Annotated in this window: 17 protein-coding genes; 11 read left to right on the forward strand and 6 right to left on the reverse strand. The window is 64.9% G+C overall.

The window, feature by feature from the left end:
• Positions 1-83: 83 nt before the first annotated feature.
• The 9 genes from DPM35_RS18910 to DPM35_RS18950 all read left to right on the forward strand — a co-directional run bounded on the left by DPM35_RS18910 (position 84) and on the right by DPM35_RS18950 (position 8,590).
• Positions 84-341 (forward strand): hypothetical protein, encoded by a 258-nt coding sequence (locus DPM35_RS18910; protein WP_112128781.1) that lies wholly within the window; start codon positions 84-86, stop codon positions 339-341.
• Positions 342-367: 26 nt separating this feature from the next.
• Positions 368-1,153 carry a COG4705 family protein gene (locus DPM35_RS18915; protein ID WP_112129099.1) on the forward strand — a complete coding sequence of 262 codons (786 nt, stop codon included), beginning with the start codon at positions 368-370 and terminating at the stop codon, positions 1,151-1,153.
• A 195-nt stretch (positions 1,154-1,348) separates the two neighbouring features.
• On the forward strand, positions 1,349-2,026 hold the full coding sequence (locus DPM35_RS18920; protein WP_112128782.1) for a winged helix-turn-helix domain-containing protein: 678 nt from the start codon (positions 1,349-1,351) through the stop codon (positions 2,024-2,026).
• A gap of 45 nt (positions 2,027-2,071) precedes the next feature.
• On the forward strand, positions 2,072-3,460 hold the full coding sequence (locus tag DPM35_RS18925) for a sensor histidine kinase (RefSeq protein WP_112128783.1): 1,389 nt from the start codon (positions 2,072-2,074) through the stop codon (positions 3,458-3,460).
• Between the two features lie 116 nt (positions 3,461-3,576).
• Positions 3,577-4,182: a hypothetical protein gene (locus DPM35_RS18930; RefSeq protein ID WP_198419720.1), complete on the forward strand. Its 606-nt coding sequence runs from the start codon at positions 3,577-3,579 to the stop codon at positions 4,180-4,182.
• A 1-nt stretch (position 4,183) separates the two neighbouring features.
• Entirely contained in the window at positions 4,184-4,846 is a 663-nt protein-coding gene (locus DPM35_RS18935) for an ABC transporter ATP-binding protein (RefSeq protein ID WP_112128784.1), read from the forward strand.
• Positions 4,839-5,507 carry an ABC transporter ATP-binding protein gene (locus DPM35_RS18940; RefSeq protein WP_112128785.1) on the forward strand — a complete coding sequence of 223 codons (669 nt, stop codon included), beginning with the start codon at positions 4,839-4,841 and terminating at the stop codon, positions 5,505-5,507. Before DPM35_RS18935 ends, DPM35_RS18940 begins: the two co-directional genes overlap by 8 nt.
• Positions 5,504-8,155: an ABC transporter permease gene (locus DPM35_RS18945; RefSeq protein ID WP_112129101.1), complete on the forward strand. Its 2,652-nt coding sequence runs from the start codon at positions 5,504-5,506 to the stop codon at positions 8,153-8,155. Before DPM35_RS18940 ends, DPM35_RS18945 begins: the two co-directional genes overlap by 4 nt.
• A gap of 180 nt (positions 8,156-8,335) precedes the next feature.
• On the forward strand, positions 8,336-8,590 hold the full coding sequence (locus tag DPM35_RS18950) for a DUF1344 domain-containing protein (protein WP_112128786.1): 255 nt from the start codon (positions 8,336-8,338) through the stop codon (positions 8,588-8,590).
• 242 nt (positions 8,591-8,832) lie between these two features.
• Here DPM35_RS18950 and DPM35_RS18955 read toward each other — a convergent pair whose 3' ends face one another.
• A complete protein-coding gene (locus DPM35_RS18955; protein WP_112129102.1) occupies positions 8,833-9,699 on the reverse strand; it encodes a helix-turn-helix domain-containing protein in 867 nt (288 codons plus the stop codon).
• Positions 9,700-9,889: 190 nt separating this feature from the next.
• Here DPM35_RS18955 and DPM35_RS18960 point away from each other — a divergent pair, with 190 nt between their 5' ends.
• Positions 9,890-11,917: an aldo/keto reductase gene (locus DPM35_RS18960; RefSeq protein ID WP_112128787.1), complete on the forward strand. Its 2,028-nt coding sequence runs from the start codon at positions 9,890-9,892 to the stop codon at positions 11,915-11,917.
• Between the two features lie 223 nt (positions 11,918-12,140).
• Here DPM35_RS18960 and DPM35_RS18970 read toward each other — a convergent pair whose 3' ends face one another.
• Positions 12,141-12,569, reverse strand: coding sequence for an Lrp/AsnC family transcriptional regulator (locus DPM35_RS18970; protein ID WP_112129103.1), 429 nt, complete (start codon positions 12,567-12,569; stop codon positions 12,141-12,143).
• Here DPM35_RS18970 and DPM35_RS18975 point away from each other — a divergent pair.
• Positions 12,562-13,806: a saccharopine dehydrogenase family protein gene (locus DPM35_RS18975; protein WP_281004615.1), complete on the forward strand. Its 1,245-nt coding sequence runs from the start codon at positions 12,562-12,564 to the stop codon at positions 13,804-13,806. The genes DPM35_RS18970 and DPM35_RS18975 overlap by 8 nt on opposite strands.
• A 172-nt stretch (positions 13,807-13,978) precedes the next feature.
• Here DPM35_RS18975 and lpdA read toward each other — a convergent pair whose 3' ends face one another.
• The 4 genes from lpdA to DPM35_RS18995 all read right to left on the reverse strand — a co-directional run bounded on the left by lpdA (position 13,979) and on the right by DPM35_RS18995 (position 19,148).
• Positions 13,979-15,376 carry a dihydrolipoyl dehydrogenase gene (gene lpdA, locus DPM35_RS18980; RefSeq protein ID WP_112128788.1) on the reverse strand — a complete coding sequence of 466 codons (1,398 nt, stop codon included), beginning with the start codon at positions 15,374-15,376 and terminating at the stop codon, positions 13,979-13,981.
• Positions 15,377-15,572: 196 nt separating this feature from the next.
• Positions 15,573-16,886 carry a dihydrolipoamide acetyltransferase family protein gene (locus tag DPM35_RS18985; RefSeq protein ID WP_112128789.1) on the reverse strand — a complete coding sequence of 438 codons (1,314 nt, stop codon included), beginning with the start codon at positions 16,884-16,886 and terminating at the stop codon, positions 15,573-15,575.
• A 13-nt stretch (positions 16,887-16,899) separates the two neighbouring features.
• On the reverse strand, positions 16,900-17,913 hold the full coding sequence (locus tag DPM35_RS18990; protein WP_112128790.1) for an alpha-ketoacid dehydrogenase subunit beta: 1,014 nt from the start codon (positions 17,911-17,913) through the stop codon (positions 16,900-16,902).
• 2 nt (positions 17,914-17,915) lie between these two features.
• Complete coding sequence (locus DPM35_RS18995; protein ID WP_112128791.1) at positions 17,916-19,148, reverse strand: 3-methyl-2-oxobutanoate dehydrogenase (2-methylpropanoyl-transferring) subunit alpha; 1,233 nt, start codon at positions 19,146-19,148, stop codon at positions 17,916-17,918.
• Positions 19,149-19,460: the final 312 nt, after the last annotated feature.

Raw genomic sequence — 19,460 nt, forward strand, 5'->3', positions numbered from 1 at the left:
TGAATTCGCCTGCCTAAACCTGACGACGGCCGCACCGATTTTGAAGCGGCTCGAACAGGCGCCTCCAACGTCAGGATAAAATCATGAACAAATTTGCCCTTGTTTTCGCCTTTTCCGCCATCGCGACCATCGCTCCCCTGGCTTCTGCCATTGCCGCCCCGACGCCTTGCGAGACGGCGCTGAAGGACCTGCGCGCCGCCGAAGCCACGGCGAAGCCCAGCGACGCCGACAAGAACAAGGTTTCCGAACTGGAGACGAAGGGCATCGAGCGCTGCAACGCCGACGACGACAAGCGCGCCGACGACTTCTTTGCCCAGGCCATGAAGGTTCTCGGCAAATGAGCGCCCGGTTCGGAGAGGACGCCGCCATGATCATCGGCACCAACGAACACGGATCCGCGTTGAACAGGGTCCCGGAAGTCACCCTGGATTTCTGGCTGATCAAGATCATGGCGGTGACCATGGGCGAAACGGCGGCCGACTATCTCGCCGTCAATCTCGGCCTCGGCCTCGCCGTCACATCCCTGATCATGAGCGGCATTCTCGTCGTCGCGCTCATCCTGCAATTCGCGCAGAAGCGCTACGTGCCCTGGGCCTACTGGCTGGCGGTCGTGCTGATCAGCGTCGTCGGCACCCTGGTCACCGACAACCTCGTCGACAATTTCGGCGTGCGGCTGGAGACGACGACGATCGTCTTCTCCGCCGTGCTGGCCCTCACTTTCAGCGTTTGGTACGCAAGCGAAAAGACCCTGTCGATCCACACCATCTTCACCACCCGGCGCGAGATCTTCTACTGGCTGGCGATCCTCTTCACCTTCTCGCTCGGCACGGCCGCCGGCGATCTGGTCGCCGAGCGCTTCGACATGGGTTATCTCACCACCGGCCTCATCTTCGGCGCCGTCATCGCGGCGATCGCGCTTGCCTGGTTCTTCCTCGGCCTGAACGGCATCCTCGCCTTCTGGCTCGCCTATATCCTGACCCGGCCGTTCGGCGCCTCCTTCGGCGACCTGCTCTCGCAGCCGGTCGAATATGGCGGCATGGGCTTCGGCACCACCGTCACCAGCCTGACCTTCCTCGGCTGCATCGTGGCTATCGTTCTTTATATGACCCTGAAGAACCTGATCGACGAGGACGAGCAGGCCCTGCTCGACTGAGCGTGATCCTGAAACGCCCCTCTCGCAAAAATGTGTAGCGGTCTTAGGCCCTCGAACGCGTAAAAAGCAGATGGTTAGAGCAATCCGCCCGGAATTGCGCCAAAACGACGAGGTGGGGCATGATGCCATCCAGGAAAGAGCCCGGCCGGCGCCGCCATGCCGGCGAGGCTGAGGCGGCAAGGACAGCACGGGGCGATGCGACTTCTGCTTGTTGAAGACGATCCGAGAACCGCCGACTATATCGTTCGCGGGCTGACCGAGGCCGGCCATGTCTGCGATCTCTTGCGCGACGGCCATGACGGCCTCTTCGCCGCGACCCGCGACGCCTATGACGTGATCATCGCCGACCGCATGGTGCCCGGCCTCGACGGCCTGTCGATGATCAAGGCGGTGCGCGCCGCCGGCATCCATACCCCGGCCATCTTCCTCACCTCCATCGGCGGCGTCGACGACCGCGTCGAGGGGCTCGAGGCAGGCGGCGACGACTACCTGGTCAAGCCCTTCGCCTTTTCCGAGCTGCTTGCCCGTATCCATGCGCTCGGCCGCCGGCCGGCGGCGCAGGAGCAGAAGACGGCGCTGCGTGTCGCCGACCTCGAAATGGACCTGATCCAGCGCCGCGTGACCCGGCAGGGCCAGCCGATCGACCTGCAGCCGCGCGAGTTCAGCCTGCTCGAAGTGCTGATGCGCGGCGAGGGCCGCGTCATCACCCGCACCATGCTTCTCGAACGCGTCTGGGATTTTCACTTCGACCCCAAGACCAGCGTCGTCGAGACCCATATCAGCCGGCTGCGGGCCAAGGTCGACAGGCCCTTCGACGTGCCGCTGATCCACACCGTGCGCAACACCGGCTACAGCCTGCATGTTCCGGCCTGATCCCGCATCCGCGATTGCCGGGCGACCAAGCGCCTTCGCGATCGCATGAGCGAGACGCGCTCCAGCCTGCTGCGCAGCACGCCGTTCCGGCTGGCGCTGACTTTCGCCTTCCTGTTCCTGCTGGCCTTCGTCCTGTCCGGCGCGATCGTCTATCAACTGATGAGCGCCTCGCTTGCCAGGCAGCTCGATCAGTCGATCAAGGAGACCTATTCGCTCATCGCCTCGACCCGTGCCGAGAGCGACGAGGAGGATCTTGTCTCGACCGTCAAGGACCATGCCCAGTTCAGCCAGGATAAGGACCAGATCTTTTCCCTCACCGACAAGGACGGCAACCGCCTCGCCGGGGATTTCACCGCCGCCGGCCTGCCGGACGGCTTTTCCATGTTCACCGCCAGCCTGCCGGGCGTGCCGCCCGACACCGAATACCGCGCCTATTCAGGCACGGTCGGCGACAACCGCCTGACGGTCGCCTTCTCGCTCTCGGAAACCGAGGATCTCGAAAGGATCGTGTTGATGAGCTTCGGCTGGGCGACGCTCGTCATCACCGTTCTGGCCATCGGCGGCGGCGCCGTGCTTGCCTCGCGTGTCCAGCGGCGCCTCGATGGCATCGCCAGCACCATGGTCGACGTCTCGCATGGACGGCTCGACGCCCGCATCCCGCTGATCGGCAGCGGCGACGACATTGACGCCGTCTCCGCCCAGGTGAATGCCGCGCTCGATCGCCTCTCGGCGCTGGTCGACGGCATGCGCGAAGTGAGCGCCAACATCGCGCATGACCTCAAGACACCGCTCAACCGGCTACAGATGATCCTGGAATCCGCCGCCGACAAGACCGCGTCGGGCGAGGATGTCTCGACCGAGCTGACCGACGCCCGCGTCGAAAGCCAGCAGATCAACAGCACCTTTGACGCGCTGCTGCGCATCGCCCAGATCGAAGCCGGCGCCCGCAAGGCCCGCTTCGTCGATCTCGACGTCGGACCGATCGTCGAGACCATCGGCGACGTCTACGCCGATGTTGCCGAGGATGACGGCAAATCGCTGTCGACGACCATCCTTCCGGATACGAAATGGTACATCCACGGCGACCGGGACCTGCTGATGCAGATGCTCGCCAATCTGGTCGAGAACGCGCTCCGGCATTGCCCGCCGGGCACCGAGATCGAGCTTTCGGTGACCCGGGGAGGGAGCCACATCCTCATCCATGTCCGTGACAATGGCCCGGGCATTCCCGCCGAGGAACGCGAGAAAGTCTTCCGCCGTCTGTACCGGCTGGATGCAAGCCGCACGACGCCGGGCAGCGGCTTGGGGCTCAGCCTCGTCAAGGCGGTGGCGGACCTGCATGGCGCGGCCATCGCGCTCGAAGACCGCAACCCCGGCCTGGCCGTGACCGTCAGCTTTCCAACAGCGAAGTCACCGGGCGGCCAAGCGATATGATTTTTTCGCTTCGATGCCTTTGAAGCTTACCGATCCGTATGGATGGGGCGACTTTCCCGTAAACTTGACACTTTATAGTGCCATCATATGCCCCGCTCTATCGGAGGTCGCGTGTCATGATCTCTCTCCATTGGAAGGTCGGCTGGCTCGCATCGAGCATTGCGGTGGGCGCATGCCTCTTCGCAACGGGCTTGCAAATTCTCCAGTCTGGCATCGGTCCGGCTTTCGCCGCGGAAAAAGCTGTCCCTGCGGAAAAGAATCCGCCGGGTGACATTCCCGATAGCCAGGTCTTTATCGACTACGTCTCACCGCTAGGCTTCACGCTGAAAGTACCGGAGGGGTGGGCCAGGTCCGATCGCCCCGACGGAGCCAGCTTCGTCGACAAGCTTGACGGCGTCTCCGTCACGGTGTCGAAGGCCGACGCCGCGCCCACCGCGGAGAGCGCCAAGACGGACTATGTGCCGAAGCTCGAGGCGGGCGGCAGGGCCGTCAAGGTGACCGCGATCAAGCAGGTCAAGCTGCCCGCCGGCCCTGCGATCCGTATCGTCTACACGTCCAACTCCGAGCCGAACGCCGTCACCAGCAAGCAAGTGCGTCTTGAAAACGAACGCTATCTCTATTTCACGGACGGCAAGTTGGTAACGCTCGATCTCTACGCGCCCAAGGGCGCCGACAACGTCGACCAGTGGCAACTGATGTCCAATTCATTCCGTTGGAAGTAAAATGCACGCGCTGGAAGCGCACGAGCTCTACCGGTTCTTCCACATAGGCGACGACGAGACCGCCGCGCTGCGTGGCATCAGCTTTCATCTTTCGGCTGGCGAGATCGTTGCCCTGGTTGGACCGTCCGGCAGCGGCAAGTCCACGCTGTTGTCCTGCGTCACCGGGTTGGATGAACCCGACGGCGGCCATGTCGAGGTGGCCGGCATGCGTTTGACCCGTCGGTCGGAAACCGAGCGGACCCGCATCCGCGCCGCCAATTTCGGCATCCTTCCGCAGTCCGGGAACCTGTTTGGCCATCTCAATGTGGAACAGAACCTGCGCCTCCAGATGCAGCTGGCGGGGAAGCCGAACGAGATCCGGATTGGCGCGCTTCTGGAAAGCGTCGATCTTCAGCACCGCGCCCGGGCCTTTCCCACGGAACTCTCTGGCGGCGAGACGGCGCGGGCCGGCCTTGCCGTGGCGCTCGCCTCGGACCCGCCGATCCTGGTTGCCGACGAGCCGACCGCCGAGGTCGACCGCGACACCGAACTCCGTTTGATCGCGCATTTCGAGGCGCGGCGGCGGGCTGGCTTGGCGACTTTGCTCGCCACCCACAGCCAGGCGCTTGCGCATAGGGCCGACCGCATCATCGGCCTGAAGGACGGGAGGATCGACGATGAGTGACACGCTTGTCGTCGGCAAGCATCTCGGCCGCGACTTCCAACGTGGCGTTGTCGCGCTTCGCGATGTCAATTGCAGGATCGCTTCCGACGCGCGGATCGCTGTGGTCGGGCCGTCCGGCAGCGGCAAGACGACTTTGCTGCATATACTTGGCGGGCTGGACAAGCCGACGTCCGGCACCGTCGAATGGCCCGGGCTCGGCCCATTCGAGGAGTTGAGGCCGCGCCATATCGGCCTTGTGTTCCAGACGCCCAGCCTGTTTCCGGCGCTCACCGTCGCCCAGAATGTCGGTCTGCCGCTGGTATTGGCCGGCGACCCGGCCTCGGCTGGGGCGGCCGCCGCGGCCTTGTTAGATTTGTTTGGCCTCGGCGAGCTGCGCGACAAGCTGCCGGAGGAATTGTCCGGCGGACAATCGCAACGGATTGCGATGGCCCGAGCCCTCGTCATGAGGCCGAAGCTGATCCTGGCCGACGAGCCGACCGGACAACTCGACAGCATTACGGCGCAGTTCTTCTTTGACACGGTCATGGAACAGCTGGAGGGCACCGGCATCGCTCTGGTCGTGGCGACGCATGACGAGGCGGTGGCCGCCCGGATGGCGACCAGATGGACGATGGACCATGGGCGGCTGGTCTCCGAATGGCCAAGGCAGGACGCGGCATGATGCTTCTTCTGTGGATGCGCGGTATCCTCGCCCGCCGCTTCACGCGTGTCGCCGGCGCCGCGGCGGGCGTGGCGGTGACCGTCGCGCTCCTGGCCGCCATGGTCCTTTTCCTCGCCAATGCGAGCGCCTCGATGACGGCCCGCGCGATCAGCGCCGTCCCGGTCGACTGGCAGGTTCAGGTGATTTCCGGCGCCGATCCGGAAACGATCGGCAAGGCGATCGCTGAAGCAACACCCGTCAAGGCTGCTCACCGCGTTCGCTATGCTGACGCGGCGGGTTTCGAAGCCTTGGCGGGCGGCACGACGCAGACCACCGGGCCGGGGCAGGTCATCGCCTTGGACGAAGGTTATTCCAGGGATTTTCCGGCGGAAATCCGGCTGCTTTCCGGCAGCGCCGACGGCGTTCTGGTCGCCCAGCAGACGGCGGCCAACCTTCATGTCCGCCCTGGCGACGCGGTGTCGATCAAGCGCATCGGCCTGCCAGCCGTGGAGGTCAAAATCGCCGGGGTCGTCGATCTGCCCGATGCTGATTCGTTGTTTCAGGCAGTGGGCTTGCCTGCCCAGGCCGCGCCGCAGGCGCCTCCGGACAACGTGCTCGTGCTTCCCTGGCAGGATTGGCAGCAGTTCTTCTCCCCGCAGGCGGAGCAGCGCCCGGATACGGTCCGGCTGCAATGGCACGCGCGGCTGGACCATGCAGGCCTGCCATCCGATCCCGTCCAGGCCCATATCTTCGTCACCGGCGCGGCGCGCAATTTGGAGGCTAGGACCGTCGGCCAGGCCTTGGTTGCCGACAATCTCGGCTCCCGCCTCGCAGCCGTTCGGGAGGATGCGCTTTATGCTTCGGTGCTGTTCCTGTTCCTCGGACTGCCAGGCGCGGCGCTGGGTATCGCGCTTACCTATGCCGTGACCTCGTCCGGCGAGCAGCGCCGGCGGACGGAGCAGGCGCTGCTTCGCGTTCGCGGCGCCACAACCAGCACGATCCTGTTGCTTTCAGCCGCCGAGGCCGCGGTCTCCGACGTCGCCGGAGTTGCGCTCGGCATGGGTGGAGCCTTGCTTTTCAGCCCTGTTTCCACGCTTGGCCGGTACGCAGCCCTCCGCGATCCATCCCTCCTTCTCCTCGCCCTGCTCGGCCTGCTGCTGGGGTTCGCCGCTCTCCTGCTGCCGGCCTGGCGCGACGCGCGCTGGACCACCGTCGATGCGGCGCGGCACGCCGTCACGCGGGCAAGGACGCCGCTCTGGCAACGCTTGCGGCTGGATTTGCTGCTGCTTGCCGGAGCCGGCCTTTTCTTCTGGTTATCCGCCAGCACCGGGTACGAGATCGTGCTGGCGCCGGAAGGCGTGGCGGCGACCTCGGTCGACTACAAGGCTTTCATCGCCCCTGCCTTACTCTGGATGGGCATGACGCTGCTGGTCATGCGGCTGTCGGGCATGATCATCGCGCACAACAGCGGACTGTTACGGGTGATCCTCACCCCGGTGGCGGGTCGTCTGACGCCGATCGTGTCGGCGGCACTATCGCGGCAGTCAGAGCGCCTGACGATCGGCATCGCCATGACCGCGCTGGCCGTCTCCTTCGCTGCTTCGACCGCTATTTTCAACACCACTTACAACGCCCAGGCGCGCGTCGACGCCGAGCTGACGAATGGATCCGACGTCACCATCTTCGGAACATCGGACAAACCGGCCGGCGTGCATCTGGCGGCCTTGACCGCGCTGACGGATGCGCTCGCCGTCGAGCCGATGCAGCATCGTTTTGCCTATGTGGGCGCGGATCTACAGGACCTCTACGGGATCGACCCCGGACGCATCGGGCGCGCCACGACCCTTTCCGACGCTTATTTCAGCGGCACCGGCGCCGAAGGCATGCTCGGTCAGCTGGCCACCACGCCCGACGGCGTCCTGGTGTCGGAAGAGACCGTGCAGGATTTCCAGCTTCAGCAGGGCGATACGATCAATCTGCGGCTCCTCGATGCAAGAGACCATCAGTACCATCCGGTAGCCTTCAGATTTATCGGCGTCGTGCGCGAATTTCCGACGGCGCCGAAGGATTCCTTCCTTGTCGCCAACGCCGCCTACGTAGCCCGCATGACAGGGTCGGACGCTTCCGAATATGTGCTGATGAGAGCGAAGGGCAATCCTGCCGAATTGGCACGCCAGGTCGCTTCCGTGCTTGCTCCCTACCCCGCCTTGAAAGTCTCCGATATCGGCCAGGCCGCACATCTCATCGGATCGAGCCTTACCGCGGTTGACCTTCGCGGGTTGACGCGGATCGAGCTTGGATTTTCCGTGCTGATGGCCGCCGCTGCCGCTGGACTGATGCTGGCTCTGGGATTCGCCGAGCGGCGCCGGGCCTTCGCGATCCTCGACGCCATAGGCGCCAAGCCGCCGCAACTGGATGCCTTCCTATGGAGCGAGGGTCTCGTCATCATTGTCGGTGGCGTGGTCTTCGGATTGTTCTCGGGAACACTGACCGCCTGGATGCTGGTGAAGCTGCTGACCGGCGTCTTCGATCCACCGCCGCAAGCGCTGTCGGTGCCATGGCTCTATCTGGCGATCATGCTTGGCCTCGTCGTCGCGTCCGTTGCCGCCGCCGTTCGGACCGCCAGGCCGTCCCCGGCGCTGACCGCCGAGCAATTGCGGGATCTGTGACCGCTCGCAGCGCGCTTACGCATTTGTAAGGCTGCGGCCAACCCGTCGAAAACTTCCCGTCTTAAGCTTAGCTTCGCTTCACTTTGGCTCCGGGGTTCGTGATCCGGCGGGGCTGGGGCGTTCCGGATTGAAGCCGCCCCGGGCAACCGCCCTCGGCAGACGAGAGAAAGGAACCGAACGATGAAAAAATCCGTCATCACAGCCGCAATGATAATCGCGATCGCATCCGCCAACGTCGCCTATGCGAAGGCGACGACCGGCACGATCGCCAGCATCGACAAGAAAGGCGATTCGATCACGCTCTCCGACGGCAAGACATTCTCCCTGCCGGAAGGCATTGAAGCCGAAACGTTGAAGGTCGGCGAGAAGGTCACGATCACCTACTCGACGAAGGCCGGCAAACTGGCGGCCTCGAGCATCCAACCGGCCAAATAGGCGCGTTTGCGGCCGGGAATCTGCGGCGGGGCTGGTGAATCACCAGGCCCGCCGATGAACCGCACCGCGGAAACCAGATCCCGGGCGGGGGTCGCGTCACAGGCGACGCAACAACCGGCCTATGCCTAGAGCAATTCCAGGAAAAGTGTGAGCGGTTTTCCGTCAGGAATTGCGTCAAAACAAAGAGTTAGAGCGGCTCGCCGTTTCCGTGAAAGGGTGAAACGCTCTAAGCGAGATTCTGCCTATCTGACACCCGCCCGGCGAAAGTCGGAAGGCGACATGCCGGCGAGCTTGCGGAATGATTTGTTGAAGGCGCTGAGCGAGCCGAAACCGGAGTCCATCGCGACCCTCAGCACATTGGCGTCCTCATGCATCAGAAGCGCCTGCGCATAGCTCAGCCGCAAGAGATTGACATATTCGTTGAGCGTCATGCCCGTCGATTTCTTGAACAGGCTCATGGCGTATTTGGGATGGATGTCGGCGGCGCAGGCGATGGTCACGCAGTCGATGTCGTAGAGGAAATTCTCGGCGATATAGTCGCACATGCGCCCGACATTGCGCGAGGATTGCTGGTCGAAGGCGCTGCCCGCGCCTTGTCCGGCGGCGGTTCCCGACACCAGGCGGTAGGGCTCGAAACGCACCCGCTCGAGCCGAAGCAGCAGCTCGTTGACGGCATGCTCGGCCTTGGCCGCGTCGCCCGAACGCGCATACTCGTTCCAGCGCTTGAAGCTGTCGTTGTCGGATTGATCGGTGGCATCCGTCACCAGCGTCGCGCCGGTCATCAGCCGGTGCCTGACATCGGCCGGCAGATGCAGCCTGAAGAAATGCACCAGAGGCAGATGCGCGCCGGCATAGATGGCGTCGTCGGAGAGGTCGTCCATCTGGTGCGGCAGGCCGCCCCAGAACAGGCACATCTCGCCGGCCGACAGCGAAATCTCGTGCTCGGCCATGCGGTAATGCACGCGGCCCTGCACGATGAAGTTCACCTCGACCTGGGCGTGCCAATGCGGCTTCAGCATCACCAGCGGATAGTTGTGAAACATCTGCAGCACAAGCGGCAGTCCTTCGACGCTGCTTGCACCCGGCTGATAGAAGGGACGCTCGGGCATCTTACTTTCCGCCAACTTCTTCTTCCCTTCGACGGCGACAAGCCTTCCGCGCCGCATAGTCTAGCCAGGCTCAGGGCGGGAGAGCAAATGGGAGGATTTCAATGTGCACGACACTGACCCGCGCCGCGCTTTTCCTTGCCCTAGGTTCAGGCCCATCGCTGGCGTGGCGCTGACTCGCGGAGGAATCGACATGACATCTGGAAAAATCCGCTGGGGCATCCTCGGACCCGGCAGCATCGCGAAATCCTTTGCCGGCGGCGTGGCGGGGTCGCGCACCGGCACGCTTGAGGCGCTCGGCGCCCGCAATCCCGCCAAGCCGGGCCTCGCCGAGACTTTTCCGGGCGCGCGCATCCTCGACGGCTATGAGGCGCTGCTCGCAGACGGCCAGGTCGACGCGGTCTATATTTCGATCCCGCATCCCGGCCATGCCGAATGGGCGATCAAGGCCGCCGAAGCCGGCAAGCATGTCCTGTGCGAGAAGCCGTTGGCGCTCACCGCCTTCGAAGCCGATGCCATGATGCATGCGGCGCGCAAGGCCGGCACGTTCCTCGGCGAAGCCTTCATGTACCGGCTGCATCCGCAGACGCTGCAGCTGGTCGACCTGATCAAATCCGGCGCAGTCGGCGAGGTCCGCATGATCAAGTCGAGCTTCGGCTTCGCCATGCCGGGCTTCATGCCCGAGCACCGGCTCTACGCCAACGATCTCGCCGGCGGCGGCATCCTCGATGTCGGCGGCTATCCTGTCTCGATGGCGCGGCTGATCGCGGGCGCGGCGATTGGCCAGCCTTTTGCCGAGCCCGACAAGGTGGCGGGCACCGCGCATCTCGGCCAGTCCGGCGTCGATGAATGGGCCTCGGCCTTGCTGCACTTTCCCGGCGGCATCGTCGCGGAGGTCTCCTGCAGCATCTCGCTCGACCAGGACAATGTACTGCGCATTTTCGGCACCAAGGGCCGGATCGAGGTGCCCGATTTCTGGTTCGCCGGTGGCAACCGCGATGTCGGACCGGGCCGGATCGAGGTGATCCGGTCCGGGGCGGCTCGCGAGGTGATCAGCCTTAACGAGACGCGTCACCTCTATTCCTTCGAGGTCGATGCCGCCGGCGAAGCAATCCAGGCAGGGCGGCAGGAATTCGCCTGGCCGGGCATGTCCTGGGCCGACAGCCTCGGCACGCTGCGCGTGCTCGACAAATGGCGCGCCGCCGTCGGCCTCGAATATGGGATCGAAAAACCGGCTAAGCGCATCAACACGATCTCCGGCCGGCCGCTGCGCACCGACGGCGATACCATCGGCAAGCGCACCATTCCCGACCTGCCGAAACCCGTTTCGCTTCTGGCGCTTGGCTTCGAGGATTTCCGCAGCTTCTCCTCCGGCTCGATCCTGCTCGATGCCTATTTCGAGGCCGGCGGCAATCTGTTCGACACCGGCTTTGTCTATGGGGGTGGTTACACCGAGACGCTGCTTGGGGAGTGGCTGAAGAATCGCGGCGTGCGCGACCAGTCGGTGATCATCGCCAAGGGCGCGCATTCGCCGCTCTGCTACCCCGACGTGATCGCAAAACAGCTGGCGCAGTCGCTCGACCGGCTGCAGACAGACCATGTCGACATCTATTTCATGCATCGCGACAATCCGGACGTGCCGGTCGGCGAGTTCGTCGACGCGATGGACGCGGAGGCGAGGGCCGGCCGCATCCGTGGGCTGTTCGGCGGCTCCAACTGGACGATGGAGCGCGTGGACGAAGCGATTGCCTATGCCGAGAAGAACGGCAGGCAAAAACCCGGCGCGCTCTCCAACAATTTCTCGCTGGCCGAGATGCTGGAGCCGATCTGGCCGGGCTGCATCACCTCCTCCACCGATGCCTGGAAGGCCTGGCTGACGGCGCGGCAGATGCCGAACTTCGCCTGGTCGAGCCAGGGCCGCGGCTTCTTCACCGACCGCGCCGGCCGCGACCGGACCGACAATGAGGAGCTGGTGCGGGTCTGGTATTCGGAAAAGAATTTCGGCCGCCGCGACCGGGCGATCGAGCTGGCCCGAAAACTCGGCAAGAGCCCGATCCATGTCGCGCTGGCCTACGTGCTGGCGCAGCCCTTCCCCTCCGTCCCGCTGATCGGCCCGCGCACGCTGGACGAGCTGGAGGACAGCCTCAAGGCGCTGGACGTCAAGCTGACGCCGGAGGATGTGGCGTGGCTCGACGAGGGGCCGGAGAGAAGAAGGGCGTAGGGAAGAAAACCAGAGGCATCGCGTTCCTTCGCCCCCCTCTCTGCCCTGCCGGGCATCTCCCCCTCAAGGGGGGAGATCAGATGCCACGCCGGCTTTCGCCAATCACCAATGTTGCAGAAAACGCCGGCATCGAAGCTGCCAATCTCCCCCCTTGAGGGGGAGATGTCCGGCAGGACAGAGAGGGGGGCCTCGCGCCGGCGCCTTGAAATGAGCGGCAGTCCCCTTACCGATCCACCCGCGTCGACAAAATGATCGACGACGACGTCCGCTCCACGCCCTCCATCGCGCCGATCCGATCGAGCAGCGCGTCGAGATCGCGGATCGACGGCGCGTCGACGATGACGATCATGTCGAAATTGCCGCTGACCGAATGCACCGTGCGCACCGGCGGCATGGCCTCCAGGCTGCGCACCACCTTGTCGGCGAGTTTCGGCGTGACGGTGAGCAGCACATGCGCCTTGACCAGCCCCTGCTCATAGTCGGGCGAAAGCCTGACCCCATAGCCGGCGATGATACCGCGCTGCTCCAGCCGCTCGATCCGGCTCTGCACCGTCGTGCGCGAGACGCCCAGCTTTCTCGCGAGCTCGGCCGTGGAGGCCCGCGCGTTAGCGCGCAGCAGGGTGAGCAGGGCCTGTTCGGCTTCAGTGATCATTTCGACGAAACCTTTCGGCAGATCGTTCAAAGTTCAGCTTCATATTGCCAGATTCCACGCTTCCTTTCGACAGGCAAGCTGCGATGATTTCCGCCAAATCGAATTGGCCCAAATCAGGATTGCAGGGGAATTGATCATGAAGAACATCGTTGTCGTCGGCGCCGGCAAGATCGGCTCGACCATCGCGGAAATGCTGAGCGCCACGGGCGACTACCGCGTCACGCTCGTCGACCGCTCGGCCGCCCAGCTCGCCGCCGAATTGCCGGCTGGCGTCGCGACGCAGGAACTCGACATCGCCGCCGCCGGCGAACTGGAAAAGGTCCTTGCCGGCAAGTTCGCCGTGCTGAGCGCCGCGCCCTTCCATCTCACCACGCGCATCGCCGAGGCTGCCGCCGCCACCGGCGTGCATTATCTCGACCTCACCGAGGACGTCGTCTCGACCCGCCGTGTCAAGGAACTGGCGCGCGGGGCGAAAAACGCCTTCATCCCGCAATGCGGCCTGGCGCCGGGCTTCATCTCGATCGTCGCCAACGATCTCGCCAGCCGCTTCGACACGCTGGAAAGCGTGCGCATGCGCGTCGGCGCGCTGCCGCAATATCCGTCCAACGCGCTGAACTACAACCTCACCTGGAGCACCGACGGGGTCATCAACGAATATTGCGAGCCCTGCGAGGCGATCGTCGAGGGCGAGCTGATCGAAGTGCCGCCGCTGGAGGAGCGCGAGGAGTTCTCGCTCGACGGCGTCACCTATGAGGCCTTCAACACCTCCGGCGGTCTCGGCACGCTGGCCGAGACGCTGAAGGGCAAGGTGCGCACGCTGAATTACCGCACCATCCGCTATCCCGGCCACGCCGCGATCATGAAGGCGCTGCTCAACGACCTCGGGTTGCGTCACCGCCGCGACGTGCTAAAGGACATTTTCGAAAGCGCCCTGCCGTCCACGCTCCAGGACGTGGTCATCGTCTTCGTCACCGTCTCGGGCCGCCGCAACGGCCGCCTGCTGCAGGAGACCTACGCCAACAAGATCTATTCGCACCGCGTCGGCAACATCGTGCGCAGCGCCATCCAGATCACCACCGCCTCCGGCATCTGCGCCGTGCTCGACATGCTGGCCGACGGCTCGCTGCCGGCGAAAGGTTTCGTGCGCCAGGAAGACATCGCCCTTGACGCCTTCCTCGCCAACCGCTTCGGCCGCGCCTACGCGCAACATGAAATGGTAAGCCGGCTGGCGAGCTGAGCGTCCAGGCTCCCCCTTCCCCCCTTGTGGGGGAAGGTGGCCGCGAAGCGGCCGGATGAGGGGTGCTCCAGGGAATGCCGACGCCTCGCTCCGCTGGAACACCCCTCATCCGTCTCGGCGCTATCGCGCCGATCCACCTTCTCCCACAGGGGGAGAAGGAAAAGGCGTTTCCCTAAACATGCAGCACGTGGCCCAGCGCCTTCAGCGCCGCTTCCTGGAACCCTTCGCCCTGCGTCGGATGCGCGTGGATCGTGCCGGCGATATCCTCCAGCCGCGCGCCCATCTCCAGCGCCAGGCCGAAGGCCGCTGACAGTTCCGACACGCCCTGCCCGACCGCCTGGATGCCCAGCACCAGATGATTGTCGGCGCGCGCCACCACCCGCACGAACCCGTCCTCGCCCTGCCTGGTCATGGCGCGGCCGTTGGCGGCGAACGGGAACTGGCCGATCTTGATTTCGCCGGCGAGCGCTTTCGCCTCCTCTGGTGACAGGCCGGCGGTGACCAGCTCCGGATCGGTGAAGCAGATCGCGGGAATGGCGCGCTTGTCCCAGCTTCTTTTATGGCCGGCGACGATCTCGGCCACCATCTCGCCCTGCGCCATGGCGCGGTGCGCCAGCATCGGCTCCCCGGTGACGTCGCCGATGGCAAAGATGCCACGCATCGAGCTGCGGCACTGGTCGTCGATGCGGATGAATTTTCCCGTCCTGTCGAGGTCGATCTGCTCCAGCCCCCAGCCTTCGGTGAGCGGCTTGCGTCCGACCGTGACCAGGATCTTGTCGGCGGCGACCTTGGCACTCTTGCCGTCGGCCGTCTCGACCAAAAGCGCGTCGCCCTTGGTCGACAATCCCTTCGCCTTCGCTCCCGTCATCACTTCGACGCCGAGCTCGCCGAGCCGCTTCAACACCGGCCGCGTCAGTTCGGCATCATATTGCGCCAGCACGCGCGGCAGCGCTTCGACCACGGTAACCTTCGAACCCATCCTGGCGAAAGCCATGCCGAGCTCGAGCCCGATATAACCGCCGCCGACGACCGCGAGCTTCTTCGGCACATCACCGAGCGCCAACGCCTCGGTGGACGAAATCACGGGACCGCCGAAGGGCAGGAACGGCAGTTCGACCGGCGCCGAGCCGGTGGCGATCACCACCGTTTCGGCGCGGATGACTTGTGTCCCGATTTCGGTTTCGACCTCGACGGTCTTGCCGTCGCGGAACGTCGCCCAGCCCTGCACGGTCTTCACCCTGGCCTTCTTCAGCAGCCCGGCCACGCCACTGTTGAGCCGGCTAACGATACCGTCTTTCCAGGCGACGGTTTTCGCGAGTTCCAGCGTGGGCGCGGCGACCTTGATGCCGAGCGGGTCCTTGCCTGAGGCCATATGCGCGATCTTCTCGAATTCCTCTGCAGCGTGGATCAACGCTTTGGACGGGATGCAGCCGACATTGAGGCAGGTGCCGCCCGGCTTGCCCGCCTCGACGATCACCGTGTCAACGCCGAGCTGGCCGGCGCGGATAGCGCAGACATAACCGCCCGGACCGGCGCCGATGACGAGCAGCTTGCAGGAGATTTCTTTCATAGGGTCACACTATTTTGGTTGGAGGAGACCCCCTCATCCGGCCGCTTCGCGGCCACCTTCTCCCCAAGGGGAGAAGAGGACAGCGGAGGCGCTGGCGACCACCTCTCCCCTCGGGGAGAGGTCGGATTGCCCCGAATTGCCCTTCGCAATTCGGCTGGCAATCCGGGTGAGGGGGTCTTTGCGACCATTGTCATTGTCAATCCACAAAGATCAGCGCAGGCGTCTCGAGCAGCGCCTTGATGCGCTGGACGAAAACCGCGGCATCCCAGCCGTCGATGACGCGATGATCGAAGCTGGACGACAGGTTCATCATCTTGCGCGGGATGAACTGGGTGCCATCCCAGACCGGCCGCACCATGATCTTGTTGACGCCGACGATCGCCACTTCCGGATAGTTGATGACCGGCGTGGTCGCCACGCCGCCCATGGCGCCGAGCGAGGTAATGGTGATGGTCGAGCCGGAAAGCTCGTCGCGGCTCGCCGTGCCGGCCTTGGCCGCATCGGCCAGCCGGTTGACTTCCACGGCACTATCCCAGAGATCGCGCGCCTCGGCGTGCTTGACCACCGGCACCACCAGCCCGTTCGGCGTCTGCGCGGCGATGCCGATATGGATGCCTTCATGCTGGTGGATGACGCCGGCCTCGTCGTCGAACAATGCGTTGAGGTTGGGCTGCTCGGCGATCGCCTTGACCATCGCCCGCATCAGGAAAGGCAGCAGCGTCAGCTTCGGGCGATCGGCCCGCTTCTCCTTGTTCAGCGTCGCGCGCAATTCCTCCAATGAAGTGACGTCGATCTCCTCGACATAGGTGATGTGCGGGATGCGCGATTTGGCCAGCGACATCTTTTCGGCGATCTTGCGCCTGAGCCCGACGACCTTGATGTCCTCGACGCCGTCCTTGCGGGCAAGTCCGGTGGCGCGGGCCAGCTGCGGGCCTCGCGCCACGAACGCGTCGATGTCCTCATGGCTGATGCGCCCGGCCGGACCGCTGCCCGGGACCTGACGCAGGTCGATGCCGGCTTCCCTGGCGCGCAGCCGCACCGCCGGCGAGGCCAGCGGCTTCTCACCCTCCGCGCGCGGCGCGCCGGAAGTGGAGGCAGGGCGCGCTGCCTTCGGCGCGGCGGCCGGCGAAACCTTGGCCGGCGGATCGGCTGGTTTTGGTGCGGGCTTGGGAGCGCTCGGCTGAGGTTCCGTTTTCGGCTCGGCCGACTTGGCGGGAGCCTCGACCTTCGCGTCGCCGCCACCGGTTTCCGCCTTCACATTGCCTTCGCCGGCCACCTTCAGCCGCACGATCGGCGAGCCGATCGCCACCGTGTCGCCGATCTCGGCGCCGAGCCAAAGAATCTCACCGTCGACGGGCGACGGGATTTCGACGGTTGCCTTGTCGGTCATGACGGCGGCCAGCACCGTGTCCTCGCGCACGAGGTCGCCGACCTTGACGTGCCATTCGACGAGCTCGGCCTCGGCGACGCCTTCGCCGACATCGGGAAGCTTGATGACGTGTTCGCCCATCTCAGGCCTCCCCCTAAGCTTCCAACGTTTCGATCAGGGCACGGCCGACCCGCGCCGGTCCGGGGAAATAGTCCCATTCCTGCGCGTGCGGATAGGGCGTGTCCCAGCCGGCGACCCGCGCGACCGGGGCTTCCAAGTGATAGAAGCAGTTCTCCTGCACCAGCGAGACCAGCTCGGCGCCGAAGCCGGAGGTCAGCGTCGCCTCGTGCACGACGACGCAGCGCCCGGTCTTCTTCACCGAGGCGACGATCGTGTCGAGGTCGAGCGGCAGCAGCGTCCTCAGATCGACCACCTCGGCGTCGATGCCCGTCTCCTCGGCCGCGGCCTGCGCCACATAAACCATCGTGCCATAGGCGAGCACGGTGACGGCCGAACCCTGGCGGCGGATCGCCGCCTTGCCGAGCGGGATCGTGTAATGGCCGTCAGGGACCTCGCCGAGCTCATGCTTCGACCAGGGCGTCACCGGCTTGTCGTGATGGCCGTCGAACGGCCCGTTATATAGCCGCTTCGGCTCGAGGAAGATCACCGGGTCGGGATCCTCGATCGCCGCGATCAGCAACCCCTTGGCGTCGTGCGGATTGGAGGGCACGATCACCTTCAGGCCGGAGACATGGGTGAACAGTGCTTCCGGGCTCTGGCTGTGCGTCTGGCCGCCGAAGATGCCGCCGCCGGTCGGCATGCGCACCACGATCGGGCAGGTGAAGTCGCCGTTCGAACGGTACCGCAGCCGCGCCGCCTCCGACACGATCTGGTCGTAGGCCGGATAAACATAGTCGGCAAACTGCACCTCGACACAAGGGCGCAGCCCGTAGGCGGCCATGCCGATGGCCGAACCGACGATGCCGGATTCGCTGATCGGCGCGTCGAAGCAACGGCTCTTGCCGTATTTGGCCTGCAGGCCTTGCGTGGCGCGGAAGACGCCGCCGAAGAAGCCGACATCCTCGCCATAGACGATGACGCGCTCGTCGCGTCCCATCGACACGTCCATGGCGTCACGGATCGCCTCGATCATGGTACGCCTGGGCATGGTCAGACCCCCGCCTGCTGGCGCTGGCGCCTGAGATGCGGCGGCATCTCGGCATAGACGCCCTCGAACATGTCTCGGGTCGACGGCTTGCCGCCGGCATGCAGCGTGCCGTGGCCCTCGGCCTCCTTCTGCGCCGCGATCACCGTTTCGAGGATCTCGGCTTCCGCCTGGGTGTGGCGATCCTCGGACCAGATGCCTTTGTGGATCAGGTGGTTCTTCAGCCGGATGACCGGATCGCCGAGCGGCCAGGCGTCGGACTCGGCCTTCGGCCGGTAGGCCGACGGATCGTCCGAGGTCGAATGCGCGCCGGCGCGGTAGGTGACATATTCGACCAGGGTCGGCCCGAGATTGGCGCGCGCCCGCTCCGCCGCCCATTTCGCCACGGCATGCACCGCGAGATAGTCGTTGCCGTCGACGCGCAGCGAAGGAATGCCGAAGCCAAGGCCGCGCGCGGCGAACGTGCCGGAGCCGCCGCGCGCGATGCCCTGGAAAGTCGAGATCGCCCACTGGTTGTTGACGACGTTGAGCACGACAGGGGCCTTGTAGGTCGAGGCGAAGACCAGCGCCGCATGAAAATCGGACTCCGCAGTCGAGCCGTCGCCGATCCAGGCGGCGGCTATGCGCGAATCGTTGGAGATCGCCGAGGCCATCGCCCAGCCGACCGCCTGGATATATTGCGTCGCCAGATTGCCCGAGATCGAGAAGAAACCGTGCTCCTTCGAGGAATACATGACCGGCAGTTGCCGGCCCTTCAGCGGATCGGCCTCGTTGGAATAGATCTGGTTCATCATCGTGACCATCGGATAGCCGTCGGCGATGAGAAGGCCTGCTTGTCGATAAGTCGGGAAATTCATGTCGCCCGGCTGAAGCGCCTTGCGGAACGCGCAGCTCACCGCCTCTTCGCCGAGATGCTGCATGTAGAAGGAGGTCTTGCCCTGGCGCTGCGCCATCTGCATGCGCGCATCGAAGGTCCGAAGCGTCATCATATGGCGCAGGCCTTCGAGCAGTTCCTGGTCGCTGAGCAGCCCCGCCCATGGCCCGACCGCTTCGCCGGCGCGGTTGAGCACGCGGATGATGGAGAAAGCCATGTCGCGGATGGTGCGCGGATCGACGTCGATCTCGGGACGCGGCACCGAGCCGGCCTTCGGGATGGTCACATTCGAGAAGTCGGGCGTGCCGCCGGGCCGCACCTCTGGCTCGGGCACATGAAAGCGCAACATTCCAGCATCGGCCATGAGCTCACATCCTCCAATGTTGCCGGTGCGATCTTTGCACATCCGCGCCGCCAGACCAGTGCCAATTCGCCGGGTCTGGGCACGGCCTTCCTCCCCGGCGCCGGCCTCGGCAAGCCGATGCGGCGCGCAGGCTCAAGATGCAGATATGGCGACGAAATTTCTTGTCGATGTTTTTGCCCGGCGCGCAATTTGGTGAATGCCGGCAGGGCTTTAGGCGCAAGAGGCGGTAAGGCCGGGCTGGTTCGCTTCAGAACAGACCTTCAACGCTGGCACCGGCTTTCGACATTTGCCACCAGGCTTGGGCAATCGCCT

The organism is Mesorhizobium atlanticum (assembly GCF_003289965.1).
GTDB classification, from domain to species: Bacteria; Pseudomonadota; Alphaproteobacteria; order Rhizobiales; family Rhizobiaceae; genus Mesorhizobium; species Mesorhizobium atlanticum.

Coding starts and splice junctions, on each gene's coding strand:
- DPM35_RS18920 (WP_112128782.1), top strand. CDS start 1,349: ATGCGACTTCTGCTTGTTGAAGACGATCCGAGAACCGCCGACTATATC.
- DPM35_RS18960 (WP_112128787.1), top strand. CDS start 9,890: ATGACATCTGGAAAAATCCGCTGGGGCATCCTCGGACCCGGCAGCATC.
- DPM35_RS18950 (WP_112128786.1), top strand. CDS start 8,336: ATGAAAAAATCCGTCATCACAGCCGCAATGATAATCGCGATCGCATCC.
- DPM35_RS18915 (WP_112129099.1), top strand. CDS start 368: ATGATCATCGGCACCAACGAACACGGATCCGCGTTGAACAGGGTCCCG.
- DPM35_RS18910 (WP_112128781.1), top strand. CDS start 84: ATGAACAAATTTGCCCTTGTTTTCGCCTTTTCCGCCATCGCGACCATC.
- DPM35_RS18935 (WP_112128784.1), top strand. CDS start 4,184: ATGCACGCGCTGGAAGCGCACGAGCTCTACCGGTTCTTCCACATAGGC.
- DPM35_RS18955 (WP_112129102.1), bottom strand. CDS start 9,699: ATGCCCGAGCGTCCCTTCTATCAGCCGGGTGCAAGCAGCGTCGAAGGA.
- lpdA (WP_112128788.1), bottom strand. CDS start 15,376: ATGAAAGAAATCTCCTGCAAGCTGCTCGTCATCGGCGCCGGTCCGGGC.
- DPM35_RS18940 (WP_112128785.1), top strand. CDS start 4,839: ATGAGTGACACGCTTGTCGTCGGCAAGCATCTCGGCCGCGACTTCCAA.
- DPM35_RS18930 (WP_198419720.1), top strand. CDS start 3,577: ATGATCTCTCTCCATTGGAAGGTCGGCTGGCTCGCATCGAGCATTGCG.
- DPM35_RS18990 (WP_112128790.1), bottom strand. CDS start 17,913: ATGCCCAGGCGTACCATGATCGAGGCGATCCGTGACGCCATGGACGTG.
- DPM35_RS18945 (WP_112129101.1), top strand. CDS start 5,504: ATGATGCTTCTTCTGTGGATGCGCGGTATCCTCGCCCGCCGCTTCACG.
- DPM35_RS18925 (WP_112128783.1), top strand. CDS start 2,072: ATGAGCGAGACGCGCTCCAGCCTGCTGCGCAGCACGCCGTTCCGGCTG.
- DPM35_RS18985 (WP_112128789.1), bottom strand. CDS start 16,886: ATGGGCGAACACGTCATCAAGCTTCCCGATGTCGGCGAAGGCGTCGCC.
- DPM35_RS18995 (WP_112128791.1), bottom strand. CDS start 19,148: ATGGCCGATGCTGGAATGTTGCGCTTTCATGTGCCCGAGCCAGAGGTG.
- DPM35_RS18970 (WP_112129103.1), bottom strand. CDS start 12,569: ATGATCACTGAAGCCGAACAGGCCCTGCTCACCCTGCTGCGCGCTAAC.